The organism is Anaerovirgula multivorans (genome assembly GCF_900188145.1).
GTDB lineage: Bacteria > Bacillota > Clostridia > Peptostreptococcales > Natronincolaceae > Anaerovirgula > Anaerovirgula multivorans.
The window spans coordinates 41,056-56,660 of record NZ_FZOJ01000030.1; the positions used below are offsets into that span (position 1 = coordinate 41,056).

Here is a 15,605-nt window from a genome sequence, read left to right on the forward strand (position 1 = left end):
TATATCATTTTGAGACTACTTTAATATCATATTCTTTTATTTTCCTATATAAGGTAGCTCTACTGAGGCCTAAGGCAGTGGCCGCCTTAGAAATATGCTGTTTATTGCTCTGATAATATTCAATTGCTTTTTCTATCTCCCTCTTCTCAAGCTCTTTTATAGGAGTGATCTTTTTTATAGAGCTTGAATGACAGGGTAATTTTCTATTTACTAATCGTTTAGGTAAATTTCCTACTTTAATAATGCTTTCATTGCACATATTCACAGCATATTCTATAGTATTTTCCAGTTCTCTTACATTTCCTGGCCAATGATAATTCATAAATATATCGAATACCTGTGAATCCACTTCCTTAATATCCTTTTGTAATTTGCTATTACACTTATTTAATAAATACTCTACTAGTGTAAAAATATCTTCTTTTCTTTCTCGTAGGGAGGGAATCTGTAAAGGAATGACATTAATCCTGTAAAAGAGATCCTGACGAAACTCTCCCTCCAATACTTTGTTTTCTAAATCTTTATTGGTGGCTGCAATTACCCTTACATCAATAGGGATCAGCTCTTTTCCTCCAATTTTTTCTATCTTTTGTTCCTGTAAAACCCGCAAAAGCTTGGTCTGTAGATGTAGAGGCATATCGCCAATTTCATCTAAAAAAATAGTTCCTCCACTTGCCAACAGAAACTTCCCTGCTTTACCCCCTCTTCTAGCTCCCGTAAAAGCCCCCTCCTCATACCCAAAAAGCTCACTTTCCAGTAGTTGTTCAGGGATAGCAGCACAATTAATAGGGATAAACGGAGCTTTAGCACGATTACTGTGAAAATGAATAGCCCTTGCGAATAGTTCTTTTCCCGTTCCACTTTCTCCTTGAATTAGAATAGTGGAGGTAGATTGACTAGCCTTTTTTGCTTCCATTTTGGCTTGTTGAAAAATAGTGGTTTCTCCAATTATTTCATCAAAGCCTGTAATAATTGTTCCTGTAGTAATATCATTTACTACATTTAATACATCCGAAAGCTTACTAAATATAAATACAATGCCTACCCTCTCATTATCTATATAAATAGGATTGGTATCAAAAACCCCTCTTAGGTGATGTTTTCTAGCAATATAGGTAATTTCTTTATTTTTAACCTTGTATTTCTCCTTAACCAGCGCTTTAAAGACACCTTCATCAATAAAATCTTTTATATTAGAATGATTCATTTCTTTTTCATTGATTTGGAAGAATTGAAGGACATTTTGATTATAACGTAGTATGTTTCCTCTATCATCCACTGCTAGAATTCCTTTATCAACAGAATTTAAGACGATTTCCAGTTCTTTGGCTAAAAGCTTGATTTGATCTGTACTGTTTTGCTCTAATAGCTTTGAAGAAATTAGGTCCGCCATCTTATTTAGGAATTTTATCAAGTTTTTTTGGTTGCAAAGAATCTCATTTCTCTGTTTTTCCTCAAAAGCAATTAATCCTATTACCCCTATAACCTCATTGTTAACCTTGATAGGACAGCAAACCTCTGCATATTCTTTACAATACTTTAAATCTTCACATTGCAAACAGACGGCATGTTGGCCTGCATCTTCAATAATAAAACTTTCTCCCCTTCTTAAGGCTACCCCAAAAACAGATCCTTTGCTTACCGTTTCTCCTATTCGGTGATAGTAGCATCCAGTGCCGGAAACTCTTGTATATTGATGGTCTACAACTGTCACATCTACTTTGACTACACTAGCTATAGCCTCTGAAATGTTTTGAACATTTGAAGCAATTTTCATTAAGTCCATGAACAATCACCCTCAGCTTTTTATACATGCATTATTGCCTAACTTGATTGTAACAAATAAACAAAATTAATGCTAGATTCCCTAGAACCTAATAAGCCCTCGCAATTAAGAACCTCCTCAGCCATCTCCCTTTTTACCTTATTTGATCGTTTCGTGGTGGTTAATGGAAGCATAACATTTTCGTGGGCTGTCAGGTGAGGTTTTAGATTTACAAAAACAAAAAGAGCTGTCCTTATTAGACAGCTTCTAAAACCTAGTAAAAAGTGACTGTTTATACCTATTCCACCTTTGGAAATGTAACAATTAATTTGAACAAATCACCATCTATAATTATTTTCAAGCCTCCATTTTGAAGTTCTATAAAGCTTTTAGCTATTGCCAGCCCCAACCCTGATCCATCAGTATTTCGGGACTTATCCCCTCTTGTAAAACGCTCCGTTATCTCTGCCGCATCAAAGTTCATTTCGTAGGCAGAAATGTTTTTGAATGTAAAGCTTACTTCTTGTTCATTTTCAATAATATCAATATATACCCTTGAGCTTGGCAATGCATATTTTAGGATATTGCTCATGATATTTTCAAATACCCTATAGGTTCTTTTACCGTCTAATTCACAAATAATTTTATTCTCTGGTGCATTGATTTTCATCTGGAGGGTACTATGATTTATTTTTTCTTGTAACTCCCCTAAGGTTTGTCTAAACAGTGCAATTACATCTAGCTTTTCTAAATAAAGCTCAACATTTCCACTGTTAGCCTTGCTTGCCTCAAATAAATCCTCGATCAGTACCTTTAGTCTTTTAGATTTCTTATCAAGTATGTCAATATACTCTTTCTGGGTCTCTGCTGTAATGTCTTGATTTTTCAGCAGATCAACATAAGTGATAATGGATGTAAGGGGAGTCTTGAGGTCATGGGATACATTTGAAATAAGCTCCGTCTTCATCTTTTGACTTTTTATTTCTTTATCTACAGCTAACTGAAACCCTTCTTTAATATTATTTAAATTTTGAGCTATAGGACTTAATATCCCTATATTTTCATCAAGTGTAATGGCAAAATTGCCCTCCGCCAGTTGGCTTGTCGCCTCATTTAGAGACTTAACTTTACCAATAAGCTTTAATAAATACTTAAATAAGAATACGCTATAGGCTATAGCTAGAATGAATCCCAAAGGTGTAGATAATGCAATGATCCATAATGCTAGTAAATTGACCCCCAAAATCATAAAAAGCTTTTTATGATGATCTTCCCTTATATCTATCTTGGCTATTTCTTTTAAGATTTTTTTTGAATCCCTAAAAACATTAAGACATATTCTTCCTACAATACTGTTGCGAAGAAAGCCCTCCTTGAATCCTGTATAGTAGATGTATTTAATATAAACAATAGTTAAATAAATAAGCAAATATAGCACAAAGGTTACAGGAATACCGATAAGATAAAAAAATGTATTGGCATCGTAAATTGTCGTTTCTATATTAAAGTCATTGTACCCATAGCCTGTAAATACTGTTACAAAAAATATACTGACAAATCCCATCCAAGGAAGAATCTTCAATTCTAAAAACATCCTGTTATAAAGTTTGCAAATAGCCGCCTTCCTTTGGGAACTATAGGGTAAGCTGAAGGCTACAATCGTTAGAATCAAAATACTTATAGCCCCGATAATCAAAATCAATATTAAATAGTTATTTAAAACATAAGAGCTTTTCATATTGTCAGTAAAAAAGTCATTATAATTATCGAAATCTTTTGGCACAATATATACAATGTCTAAACCAGCATAATCTTCTTTATTGCTGTAGGTTAGATTATTTAAAAAGGCCTCCTTATAAAATCTCTTCCCTAATGAGCTTTCTACTTCTCCATTACCATTTTCATCAAATTTGATTTCTAGATAAAATATGCTATCCTTGATTTCTTTTTGCAATGCTTTATTAGTAGTATCCTCCAAATTGCTTATGCTAAAGGTATTATCCTTATCGCTGACATAATATTTAATGCTTTCCAAATTTTCATAGCGGCGATCATACCAATCGTTATTCTGGACTTTTGATTCGTGTAAATACCTTGTTAAACGAGCTAAGCCGTAAACAAAATCGTGGCTTTCTACATAATCTTTTGTATGATTTTTTGTAGGAAAAAAGCTGCTCTCACGAACAACCTCATAGCTGAATACGGAAGCTATTGCAAATATCAGTATCATCATGACAATTGCCAATGTCGAAGCAATAAATCGATTGTGTTTCTTATGAGTTTCTATTTTTTTGTTTTCTTTACTTGTATGTTGCTGTACTTCTTCCCTATCTTTAAGGTTCATTTCATTTTCTTGGTTTTCATTATATTCTTCCTGCTGGTTTGTTTCCTCTTTGTCAGCATCTTTATTATTGTTCAAATTTGTATCCAATACCCCACACCACCTTTAAATATTTTGGTTCCTTTGGATTAATTTCAATTTTTTCTCGAATCCTTCTTATATGAACTGTTACTGTATCTGGATTATAGGCTGGTTCTTTCCATACCTTTTCGTATATTTCTTCAATAGAAAATACTCTATTGGGATTACTCATAAGCAAATAAAGAATTTTATATTCTAATGGTGTAATTTTTACTGCTTCGCCATCTACTAATACCTCTTTACTCTCATCCTTCAACTCAATACCACCTATTTTTATAAAATTTTCCTTTGATGTGATAGCCTTTGAGTAATTGGTATATCTTCTAAGATTTGAGTTCACCCTCGCCAGTAATTCCATAGGATTAAAAGGCTTAGTAATATAATCATCTGCCCCTATATTCAGTCCCCATATTTTATCCATATCCTCTGACTTTGCAGAAAGGATAATAATCGGCACTGTGCTTTTCTCTCTTATTTTCATTGTGGCTCCTGCACCATCTAGTTTTGGCATCATCATGTCCATAAGTACTAGATGAATTTCTTCCTTTTCAAAAATTTTCAATGCTTCTTCGCCATCATACGCCTTAAAAACATCATAGTTTTGATTCCTTAAATAAATCTCTATAGCATCTGTTATTTCTTTTTCATCGTCAACAACAAGGATATTATATATATGCATATTTTCACTCCTAAACCCTTTCGAGATATCTCATATAGCTATAATAACATAGACTTTCTAAAATTCTACTATTATAATTCTTACAAATTTCTTAAGAAAAGGAAACTAGTCTTTAAATATTTACATTCTTTTTATTACACCTTAAAACATCGAGGAATCAGGTGGAGTATACTCTCCACCTGATTCCTCGATGTTTTAGCTTGCTGAAACGAATTCACTGTATCTGTGAGATTGTATTTGTGATAGTATTAAAATAGCTGGTTCTTCCGGTGATTCTCCTCCTATGTATAATCCTATCGGTGTAGAAATTATGTGGATTTTATGAGAGTGGTTTCAATATAGCATGAACTGCTGCTTGTATTTCTTCATAACTAGTACATCTGCAAATATTGGATTCTAGCCACTTCTCTATCACATGCTCCTCCGCATTAGGATGCATATTGGCTAAAGCATGACATACCATTAAAAACCCTGGCGTGCAGTAGCCACATTGAAATCCCCAGTTTTCAACAAAAGCCTTTTGAATTGGTGCATCCTTTAAACCTTCTATAGTGATAATGTTCCGTCCAATGGCATCAACCGATAACATAATACATGATTTTATGGGCCATCCGTCTATGATAACTGTACATGATCCACAGTCTCCATTTTCACATCCGGGCTTAGCGCCTGTAAGACCCAGTTGTTCACGAAGTGTATATAACAGTGTATCTGCAGGTCTTACTACAACATTTCTTTTTTTGCCATTTACATACAGTTCAATAACCTTTTTTCCTTCTATTATTAGCATAGTCCTACTCCTTCAAGTGTTTTTAAAGTGTTTATCAGTGTATCCCTTAATACAAACTCCCTGTACTTATCAGAACCTGAGATGTCGTTTAATATGGAAGTCGGCAGATGACTTAAGGCATTATTTATCCTTACATCCAACTGACTGTTTTCATTAAGGGCATTTTCCATTTTCATAGATCTAAATGGAAAGGAGCACAATCCACTGAAGGCTATTCTTATTTTCTCATCTTTTTTAACAGCTACAACTGTCATCAAGGGGTAATCTATCTTTTCATATTTCGTCTTTTTCACATGTACATAGGGTAGCGTTGTATAGATTTTATCAGTAATTACCTGAACAATGAACTCACCTGGATTTAGTTGAAGTCTTTCATTGAAAACTTCATGCAAGGAAACTTGTTTTTGTCCACTTTCATTGGCAATAACTATTTGACTGCTGGATAACAAAAGTGGTAGAACTGTTTCTCGATATATAATTGTTCCTGCAATGTTTCCTCCCAAAGTGATTTGACATTGTGCAGTATGGTCCGCTATTCTTGATCCTATATCCCCAAGCAAAGGAAACTTCCTTGATTCAAATATTTGCGTTAAAGTAACTGTAGAACCAATTACCAGTTGGTCATTTCTGAATTCTAATACATTACATTCAGGTATTCCTTTTAGATCAACAAGAGCTTTGGTGAAAATATTGTGTGTTCTGGCCATAGTAATGATTTCAGTTCCCCCACCATAGTATAAGGGCTGTTTACCTTGAGTATCCAATTCTTCATATATTTTAACAGCTTCTTGTATTGAATCCGGTCTATAGTAATCAAAATCAAAAGGTATCATTATGTATTGCCCCCCGTCTTTGTTTTCCATATAAGTTCCGGTGTCAGGGGTAGTTGGTCAAGGTCAACTTGGACTGCCAAGGATAACGCATTGGCTAAAGCTCCAGGAATACCAATGGTCCCATGCTCACCAATTCCTCTTGCCCCATATGGAGCGTCTATTTGCGGTGTTTCAACAAACTCAACCACATATTCCGGCTGCTGTCCATAATGGATTACTTTGTATGTTCTGAGACTTGTATTGAGGACAGCACCATCCTTACCATATTTAAATTCTTCCCTGGTAGCTTTCCCCAACCCCATAGACATTCCTCCTGTTATTACCCCTCGGGCACTTTTGGGATTGATTACTTTTCCAGCATCAACAACCGTAGCAGCCTTAATTACTCTATAGGTGTACTCTTTCATATCAAACTCAACCTCTACCGCCTGAGCTCCTACACTCCATGCAGGACCCGGTCGTCCTTGGCCTGTTTCAGGATCTAATTTGGTTAAATGCTTCATTACATAACTTCCCCGACCAATGATTTGTCCTCCTATAGCATTGCCGTTTGGTAATTTATACCCATGAACTATATCTTTAAAATCTACATAGTTGCTGGGATCATCCTTTAAATAAACTCTTTCTCCTGCAACCTCCAGCTCTTCTGGTTCACATTTTAGCACAATCCCGGCTATGTTACACAGCTGCCTTTTTATATCTTCTGCAGCGTTTAAAACAGCCCTGCCAAGCATGAAAGTTGTCATGCTGGCCACTGTTTTCCAATGTCTTGGACTGGTTTTGGTATCTACTTCCATAGTAACACGAATACGCTTTACATCCATATTCATTCTCTCTGCCAGAATTTGAGCCAAAGTTGTTTTCATTGCGGGACCATATTCAACAGCACCACAGTTAAGATTGATACTGCCGTCCTTGTTAAAGGTTAAAATAGCACCGGATTCTGCATCTGTAGGAGAATTGGATGTTTTCCAGAAACAGCCTATTCCTTTTACTCTGACCTTGTTGTTATCCTGAATGATTCTATTTCCCTCATTCCAGTTCATCAAATTTCTTAATTTTTCCAAGCATTTTTTAAAGTCACCAGTATTGCTCAAGGTAGTTTTTACTTGGGTAGGAGAAGTATGCCCTGGCCCAATGGCATTTTTAAGTCGAAGCTCCAAAGGATCAATTCCAAGTGTAAATGCCAGTTTATCCATGATACGTTCAATACAAAAAGCATAGCATATATGGGCAAATCCTCGTAGCGATGTTACAAAGGGGTGGTTTGTATAAACGCTTAGAGCATCACATGAAAGGTTTTCGATATTGTAGGGACCGGTACAATCAACTGCCATTGCTTTTGCCATCCGAGGACAAATATCGGCATATGCTCCGCTGTCCAGCATGTAAGTAATTTCAGCAGCTTTAATCAAGCCTTTCTTCGTTGCTCCGAATTTCAGTTTGGCTTCCAGACCTATGCCACAAGGGGAGGTTATAAAATCCTCCTCTCTAGTATTAACTATCTTAACCATTCTTCCATCAACAGCTTTTGAAGCGATGTAGGCTAATGTTTCAAGATGTACGGCTGCCTTACCTCCAAATGCTCCTCCAACCAAGGGGGTTTTTACATCAATCATTCCCTCCTCCACATTAAAATCATTACCGATTAATTCCTTTACTTCAAAGGGAGCCTGAGTGGCAGAAGCCATCATCACCTGTCCATCTGACAAAATCTGAGTCCTAGCATTTCTTGTTTCCATTGCTAAGTGGTCGGTTTGAGGCAGGTAAAAGCTCCCTTCAACAACTACATCGCTTTCAGCCCAACCCATAGCCATATCACCTTTTCTTATTTTTACTCGGTGTGATATATTTGTATTTGCTTCTGGGTAGATATTTTCATCTGCAAGCTTATATAGATGTAAGTTTTCATGAACTAGAGGAGCATTGGGGGTCAACGCTTCCTTGACTGAATTTACGACTGGAAGAGGTTCATACTCTACCTTGATCATCTTGGCTGCAGCCATAGCCTCCTGTTCACTGTCAGCCACCACTACAGCAACAGCTTCTCCATAATATCTTACCTTGTCAATGGCAATTGGAGGACAATCTCGAATGATTGTTCCAGTTAAAACTGAATTGTCTTTTCCTAGCAACACTGCTTGAACCCCCGGAGCTTTTACTGCTTCTGAGGTATCTATAGATTTAATTGTTGCATGAGCATAAGTACTTGTAACCAATTTTGCATGAAGAATGCCTGGAATAATATAATCATTATTATACTTGGCTGTTCCTGTAACTTTATCCCATGCCTCTTTTCTTGGAATACTCATACCAATTCCTACTGTTTCCAAATGATAACACCTCCTTGGCTGTTTTTCTTAGAAAAACTTGGAGTAGACAGGAAGAACAAGGACTGTGGCAGCTAGTATAAATACCATTACAGCCCCAAGCCTATTATTTTTCTTCCATGTCCATATTCCATAGCTTAAAGTATGTAAGAATACCCATAGCAAAATGATAATACTAACAAAGCTATAAAAGTTTATCATAGCTGCTCCTCTTTTCTTTCTTCTCTATAATTTCCTGGAATTGACTGTATGATAGCACCAGAACTTTTTACTTTTACAGTTACATCTACATCAAAATCAGATTCTTTATATTTTTCCAGCCAATTAAATTTCTCCCATTCCATCCATGTAGTAAAGTTTTTTTTCAACATGCCTCCAAAACCATTAATATCTACTTCCATCTCTCTTGTATGATGCAAGTACTTAAGAATCTCCCTCTTTACATAATCTTCAGCTTCTTTTTCAAGAACCTCTAGGTTTTTTATATTATCATATGGAACGTTACTCTCTACTGCAAAGAGGTGGGCTTCAAGTATAACATTGATATTAACGACAGGCTTATTATTATAAAGTAACAATTGATATTCAGGTTTTCTATCTTGACTTATTTTCAGTAGAATCAATTTATCTTTTGCCAAAGGATCAGGAATCGATAGATAAGAATGACCTAAATCTCCTTTTGTTATCAAATGATAGGTGGTCTCCTCACCATTAAGTTCTCCTACCATTTTTGTTCCCTTAAAAACTGCTAAACCTATTAATTCGCCATCAACTTCCGCTTCTTCTTCAGAGGGCTCTTCTGCTTCTAAATTCTCTTCAGAAGTGGGTTCTTCTGAATCATTATTATTATTATTTTGTTTTACTCCTGATAAAGGAACTACAGCCTCTATGTATTCTGAGTTTGTCTCAATATAGAAGTTATGAAGCCTTGTATCGGCACTAAAACCCGTGTACAAATAGCTCTTGTGAATCAGTTCGTGGTATTTGGCAGGATTCGTATCCAACATAGGCTGTATCTCCTTTAAATACTCTTCAGCGGAGTCTCTTGCAACAACCATATGCACACTAGGTCTAAATTCTCTTCCCTCCATAATTTCATTCATATAAACTTGCAGCCCTTCCTTTGCCAATGCTTTTGAAAAGACAATTACCTTTACATGTGACAGATTAACCTGTTTGCTTAAGAAGGCATTAAAGATATTTAGTCCTTCGTATAGGTTGGGAGCCTCTATTGTTTCAATAAAATATGTGTCCTCCGGATCTCCACCTTCTGCAATCTGCATAGGCACAGCAACCTGAAGAGTTATTCTAAGAAAATTAGCCTCTCCTTTGTCAAGACCTATGCCTACCACATAGGCCATATCGTCTAATTCTTTCCTGTCATAACATCCTGTAATCAATCCGCATAGTATGAGGATTATTAGAACTAGTTCTACTCTTTTAATCACTTTCCCCAGTCCCCTTTTGTCTTTTATTTTTCATAATATTTCCTACCCCCAACAGTATAATGGTCATGCCAAAAGCTAGAATCCAGGCAAAATTACTAAAATATTTTGCCTCTAGATGGACTGTACTTAAATAATTATCAGGTAGGAGACTAAAATTGAAAACTAAGATAGCAAAGGGTATTATTAGAGGTCTGTAATATGTAAGCTTGAATGTTTTTTGGAATGTATAAACAAGGAAGTAAAATGCCACACTTAGGTATAACAGAATACTCCCTGTCCATATAACAATAAAAACCGATTCTATTCTTTCAAATATTCTTGGAATATCAATAAGCCTCGCCACTTGATATATAGGTATAAAACTTTCAACAGCAACAGGGTAAGGTATCACCACAAGATAAATAATCGTAGTAACAGTAAGAAGAACTGCTGCCATACCTATTGTTGTAAAACCCACTGCCTTTAAATCTTTATGGGTTTTTAGAAATGGCGTAATAATGAATAAAATAATCAAGGCTGAAAATGTTGATATTCTATGAAAGCCATTTATGAAAATATTGTATGAACCTGTCCCCATCACAGGAAAAAGATTGCTAAAATTATAATATTGAGTGACACTAAGTAAGATGATCAACAAACCAATTATAATTATTGGAACTGCTAATACATGAAATCTTGCTATAGACTCTAGACCAAAATATGCTCCAGCAATTATCCCCACTAAAAATAGCATTATAATAAAATTTAAGGGAGATTCGGGAAAAGCAATCACTTGCATTCCTTCTCCAAATTCTCTTAAAACCATAGAAAGAATAAAAGCAAAATAGATAATAATGAAAAAGCCTACAATTACCCTCAGCACATTTCCACCAATTTCCTCACTTATATCTAATAGATCTTTACCTTCAAATTTTAAAAACAGCTTTAATATGAAGCTAAAAATGAAAAATACAATAGCAGAGTTATATAATACAAGCAACCATCCTGCTGTTGCTCCCTCCTCTGCCATTACACGAGGAAAATCTATAAAGATTTGAACACATATGGTGTTTAAAAGTAGAGTTATGGCTTCCCATCGTCCAAAACTAAGTCTACTCTCCATTATCATCACCATCCCCGGATTTTTTATTAAGCCATTTACGACTTATTTTCGGCTGTTTTGTTATTTCCTTGGTATTAAGAAAATCTGGTCTTTTTTCCTGCTTCCAAATAGGTACTCTGGTAAAGTCGTTATAAAATGCCAATGATGTCACAGGACCGATTGGTGAAAACATTGACACGCCAAAGGATTTTGCGCTTAAAAACCAAAGTCCTTGTAGAAATAATCCTATAGCGATACCCAGGAATCCTGCCATTGCCCCTAGTAAAATGTATCCAAACTTTAGTATTCGAAAGGCAAAGGCTAATGAAAAGTTAGGTATTGTAAAGGAACCTACACCTGCGATTGCAACGACTATAATCATTATAGGACTAACAATATTTGCAGCAACTGCTGCCTGTCCAAGCACCAAACCCGCCACAATCCCCAGTGTCGGGCCTATAGGCCCTGGTATCCTTATCCCTGCTTCTCTGATTAACTCAAAGGCAAATTCCATTAAAAGCAGCTCAATAACTGCTGGAAATGGAACTATCTCTCTGGTAGCTGTTATGGACATTAACAAATCAGTAGGTATCATTTCATAATGATAGCTTGTTATAGCTATATATGTTCCTGGTAAAAGCAATGCAACTATCATCCCTACCACCCTCATAAACCTTAATAGATTTACATAGGGAAATCTCATATAGGAATCTTCAGGAGAATGAAACAGCTCAGGAAGTGTACATGGAACTATAAGGGCAAAGGGACTACCGTGCATAATAAGGGCCACTTTTCCCTCTGTTAACATTGAAGCCACTCTATCAGGTCTTTCTGTAGCAATTGTTTGCGGTATAGGTAAAATCGTAACATCCTCAATTAGTTGTTCCAATTCTCCTGAATCCAATATATTATCTACATGAATATTATTTAATCTTCTTCTAACTTCCTCAACAAGAGAATCATTTGCAATATCCTTTATATATAAGATAGAAACAGGTGTTTTGCTTTTTTTACCGATGGATGCACTTTCAACAATAAGATCTTCATCCTTCAATATTTTTCTCACAAGACCTGTATTTGGTCTTAATGCCTCTACAAAGCCCTCCTGAGGTCCTCTTATAGTTATTTCCGTATTAGGCGGTCCAACACTTCGCCCCAACCAACCCTTCACATCTGCAGCAAATGCTACATCCAGTCCATCCACGAAAACTCCACAGCCTCCAAAGTTAACCTCATCTATTACGTCAACGAATTTTTTTGTTGCTTTGATTTGGTTATGAGTAATCAAATGGGACTCTATGTATTTGGCTATATCCAGATCATCTGTTTTAATGTCTAAATTGGATAATAGCATCAATGGCTGAAGTATATTATCATCAATTACCTTTGTATTTGTCATGCCATCAATAAATATCATAAAAGCATTGACAGACATGTCTTTTACAACAACCTTAAACTTCCTAATAACAACATCTGCATTAGTAGGAATCCTATAAATTTTTTTTATATAAGCAAGATTTTCTGACAACTTCTTACTAATCTTTAATTTATCTTTTTTCATATTTTTTTCTTCGTCGGTAGAAACCTTCAGATCATTGTGTTTTCTCTGAACTTCCAACTCCTTTGTAGGTCTTTTGTTACTTTCCACTGTTTTTTCATTTTCTTTTTGATTTTCATCAAAAGAGGTCTCTTGTAGTGTAAAGGTTTCTTTTCTTTCTGGTTCTTTAAATAGAATCAGGTTTTTAATAACGTCTAAATAATTTCCCAAACTTTCCACTCCTGTTTGTTTTTAGATATATTACTATCATTTTGTAGTGTTATCAGCTTGGATATAAAATATTCAAGAGTTGCCGTTAAACTACTTATATCATATGCTCAGTAATATTTTTACTGCTCTTTTATATCAAGACTTTTAATAAATTAAGCTGTATCACATCTATTCCTACTGTACATAAGATATAGTACTAATCACTAGACTAGACTTTACTTTAGACTAGTATGGTCCAGCTTCGCTGACCGCACTACAAACAAAAGACTCCACCTTTTATCCCCATAACTAAATCAAGGATTTTCTAGTGAAGTCTTCATATCTTTATATATATTTGTTGTGCAATAGACGAAACATTACTAGACATCCTACTAATTTCTAAGATTACTTGTCCTTTTTCAAGAGCACCTGTAATCTCTTCCTAGATTCCAATTATTCTAAAAATAATTTTTTCAAAGAATGATTGATTACTATAATAGCTGCAGCTAGAATAAGTGAAGGCCAAAAACCACCAATCTTCACCCCTATAATTAAAATGTTTGTCATCATAATTAACCAAGTATTTACTAGCAGAGTAAATACTCCTAATGTTAGTATATTAATAGGAAGTGTGATTAGGAGTAATAATGGACGTAAGAAGAGATTCATCAACCATAATACAACACCAAATAGGATAATTTGCATAATCCCACTTGCTTCAATTAAGGGGAAGATCATTGTCATCATATAGACAGCTATAATATTTGCTAGTAGCTTTAGTTGTTGTTTTTTCAGACTCTCCTCACCCCTTTATAGAAACTCCATCTTAAGGTATACACCTTTTGCATCAATCTCTACCAGTTTCCATCTTTTATGTTTACGTATTTCATAAAACAGTTCCTGTATAAGCTTAAAAATCAATTCTAAAGAAAAGTTTTCTATAGGCATATGCTTTGCTATATAATCCGATTTCCATTTTAAAACTTTTTGATTCCATGAGGGGAATAGTCTATCAAAAATCCATGCCAAATCTTTGAAATCAGCTATCAGTTCATCAATAACTCCTAAAAAAACAGGAATTGTAATCCTAATATGTTGATTATATTTTATTTTTATCAGCATAATATGACTTAGCTTTGACTTAGTCAACATAAACTTCCACCTGAATTCTTCCCTGTTCAGAGTCATTTACATCAACATCCACCAGCTTTCCATCTGACAATCCTTGATCAATTAATTGCACCAATTCATCAAAGTCAATCTGCGATATATCGATTCCTTTTTTCTCCATCTCTTCTCTTGCTTCCTTGGGGATCATACCCATCCCCATATTCACAAACTTTGAAGCTATCCTCAAAAGGCTTAAAGGAATATTTACATCGACTTTTTTAACCCCTGTACCATCCCCGGATACCCGTACTCTTAGAAACCGATCTTTGCTATTTCCATTGGTTTTATCCATCAACAAACTTCTCTCTTTTTTTTCTGCTTCCTGTAGTGCATTAAGCAGTTCTAGTCCTTCGGAGGAAGAAATCTTTCCTTCCTGTATCATCTCAAGAATTTTAAGCTTTTCGTTTTGCATTGCAATCCCATCCTTTCAATTTATTATAGAGATATGTGCTTATAGATTTTAATATACTAAGGGCTACATTTGCAGTTCTTAACTAAATCTTTCATCCAAGGTCGAAACCGTAGACCGTGTATATTAAAATTTAAGTACAAAGGTGTATATCCATCTATATTATTTGCCTAGCTTACGAAGCTGTTGTACCGCTTCCTGTGGGGCCAATTCTCCGCTTTCCAACCTAGTAAGTATAAGCTGCCTTTTTTCGTTTATATCTTGAAAAACTCTATCATCTGCAACCTGATCTTCTATCCTGTCAACACGATATCCCAAAGCTTGTATTACCCCTTCAAGTCGATTTCGCACTGTAGGGTATGAAATGCCCAGTTCCCTCTCTACGTCCTTTATATTCCCTCTGCATTTTATAAAAATTTCGATAAATTCAAGCTGTTCCTCTGGAAGCTTACAGAATTTACAGCCCGTGAATTGCCCCTCTAGATTGGTTTTGCATGTGGAACAACCCATTCGAGTAATACTCAATTCATCATGACAAATAGGACATTGACTTGGAGCTTTATATTTCACTATCATCACCTCGCTCTTGTTTTAAACTTCCCTTCTTTTAATTTAAATAATATACTAAACGCTAAATTTTGTCAACATAAATATTAATAATATTAATTTGATGTTTAATATTGTTAATATTTATGTTGATAATATTAATTTTTAAATGATTAGATCCATATAAAATAAAAAGTGACAAGTTTTAAAAACCTTCAGATTCAAAGCCCAAGAAAAAAAGATGTCCCGACTAGGCATTATTTTCCATTTCGAGACAGCCTCTTTTAAATTATAGATAACCAACTACAGAACTTAAGCAGATGACTGAAATCTATGATTTCATGTCAGTCGCTTATACAAGGTGAAATTTTGATATACTAAGGGC

14 protein-coding genes are annotated in these 15,605 nt (G+C 35.2%); all 14 read right to left on the bottom strand.

Features of this window, described 5'->3' with window-relative positions:
- Positions 1-4 precede the first annotated feature (4 nt).
- The 14 genes from CHB72_RS20430 to CHB72_RS20490 all read right to left on the bottom strand — a co-directional run bounded on the left by CHB72_RS20430 (position 5) and on the right by CHB72_RS20490 (position 15,244).
- Positions 5-1,786 (bottom strand): sigma-54-dependent Fis family transcriptional regulator, encoded by a 1,782-nt coding sequence (locus CHB72_RS20430; protein WP_089284732.1) that lies wholly within the window; start codon positions 1,784-1,786, stop codon positions 5-7.
- Positions 1,787-2,063: 277 nt separating this feature from the next.
- The gene (locus CHB72_RS20435) at positions 2,064-4,196 is read right to left on the bottom strand and encodes a sensor histidine kinase (protein ID WP_242975217.1); all 2,133 of its coding nucleotides are present in this window, start codon (positions 4,194-4,196) and stop codon (positions 2,064-2,066) included.
- Positions 4,174-4,866 carry a response regulator transcription factor gene (locus tag CHB72_RS20440; RefSeq protein WP_089284733.1) on the bottom strand — a complete coding sequence of 231 codons (693 nt, stop codon included), beginning with the start codon at positions 4,864-4,866 and terminating at the stop codon, positions 4,174-4,176. The genes CHB72_RS20435 and CHB72_RS20440 overlap by 23 nt, the downstream gene beginning before the upstream one ends.
- 319 nt (positions 4,867-5,185) lie before the next feature.
- Positions 5,186-5,656, bottom strand: coding sequence for a (2Fe-2S)-binding protein (locus tag CHB72_RS20445; protein WP_089284734.1), 471 nt, complete (start codon positions 5,654-5,656; stop codon positions 5,186-5,188).
- Entirely contained in the window at positions 5,650-6,489 is an 840-nt protein-coding gene (locus tag CHB72_RS20450) for an FAD binding domain-containing protein (protein WP_089284735.1), read from the bottom strand. The genes CHB72_RS20445 and CHB72_RS20450 overlap by 7 nt, the downstream gene beginning before the upstream one ends.
- The gene (locus CHB72_RS20455; protein ID WP_330397097.1) at positions 6,489-8,822 is read right to left on the bottom strand and encodes a xanthine dehydrogenase family protein molybdopterin-binding subunit; all 2,334 of its coding nucleotides are present in this window, start codon (positions 8,820-8,822) and stop codon (positions 6,489-6,491) included. The genes CHB72_RS20450 and CHB72_RS20455 overlap by 1 nt, the downstream gene beginning before the upstream one ends.
- Positions 8,823-8,849: 27 nt before the next feature.
- A complete protein-coding gene (locus CHB72_RS26795) occupies positions 8,850-9,020 on the bottom strand; it encodes a hypothetical protein (RefSeq protein WP_176431509.1) in 171 nt (56 codons plus the stop codon).
- Positions 9,017-10,267, bottom strand: a complete 1,251-nt coding sequence (locus tag CHB72_RS20460) for a Ger(x)C family spore germination protein (RefSeq protein WP_176431511.1) — start codon at positions 10,265-10,267, stop codon at positions 9,017-9,019. Before CHB72_RS20460 ends, CHB72_RS26795 begins: the two co-directional genes overlap by 4 nt.
- The gene (locus tag CHB72_RS20465; RefSeq protein WP_176431512.1) at positions 10,260-11,369 is read right to left on the bottom strand and encodes a GerAB/ArcD/ProY family transporter; all 1,110 of its coding nucleotides are present in this window, start codon (positions 11,367-11,369) and stop codon (positions 10,260-10,262) included. Before CHB72_RS20465 ends, CHB72_RS20460 begins: the two co-directional genes overlap by 8 nt.
- A complete protein-coding gene (locus CHB72_RS20470) occupies positions 11,359-13,116 on the bottom strand; it encodes a spore germination protein (protein WP_089284738.1) in 1,758 nt (585 codons plus the stop codon). Before CHB72_RS20470 ends, CHB72_RS20465 begins: the two co-directional genes overlap by 11 nt.
- A 432-nt stretch (positions 13,117-13,548) precedes the next feature.
- Entirely contained in the window at positions 13,549-13,890 is a 342-nt protein-coding gene (locus tag CHB72_RS20475; RefSeq protein ID WP_089284739.1) for a phage holin family protein, read from the bottom strand.
- 15 nt (positions 13,891-13,905) lie between these two features.
- A complete protein-coding gene (locus CHB72_RS20480; RefSeq protein ID WP_089284740.1) occupies positions 13,906-14,247 on the bottom strand; it encodes a hypothetical protein in 342 nt (113 codons plus the stop codon).
- Entirely contained in the window at positions 14,237-14,677 is a 441-nt protein-coding gene (locus CHB72_RS20485) for an SHOCT-like domain-containing protein (protein ID WP_089284741.1), read from the bottom strand. The genes CHB72_RS20480 and CHB72_RS20485 overlap by 11 nt, the downstream gene beginning before the upstream one ends.
- Positions 14,678-14,836: 159 nt before the next feature.
- Positions 14,837-15,244: a DUF2089 domain-containing protein gene (locus CHB72_RS20490; RefSeq protein ID WP_089284746.1), complete on the bottom strand. Its 408-nt coding sequence runs from the start codon at positions 15,242-15,244 to the stop codon at positions 14,837-14,839.
- Positions 15,245-15,605: the final 361 nt, after the last annotated feature.

Coding starts and splice junctions, on each gene's coding strand:
- CHB72_RS20430 (WP_089284732.1), bottom strand. CDS start 1,786: ATGGACTTAATGAAAATTGCTTCAAATGTTCAAAACATTTCAGAGGCT.
- CHB72_RS20440 (WP_089284733.1), bottom strand. CDS start 4,866: ATGCATATATATAATATCCTTGTTGTTGACGATGAAAAAGAAATAACA.
- CHB72_RS20445 (WP_089284734.1), bottom strand. CDS start 5,656: ATGCTAATAATAGAAGGAAAAAAGGTTATTGAACTGTATGTAAATGGC.
- CHB72_RS20450 (WP_089284735.1), bottom strand. CDS start 6,489: ATGATACCTTTTGATTTTGATTACTATAGACCGGATTCAATACAAGAA.
- CHB72_RS26795 (WP_176431509.1), bottom strand. CDS start 9,020: ATGATAAACTTTTATAGCTTTGTTAGTATTATCATTTTGCTATGGGTA.
- CHB72_RS20465 (WP_176431512.1), bottom strand. CDS start 11,369: ATGGAGAGTAGACTTAGTTTTGGACGATGGGAAGCCATAACTCTACTT.
- CHB72_RS20480 (WP_089284740.1), bottom strand. CDS start 14,247: ATGTTGACTAAGTCAAAGCTAAGTCATATTATGCTGATAAAAATAAAA.
- CHB72_RS20485 (WP_089284741.1), bottom strand. CDS start 14,677: ATGCAAAACGAAAAGCTTAAAATTCTTGAGATGATACAGGAAGGAAAG.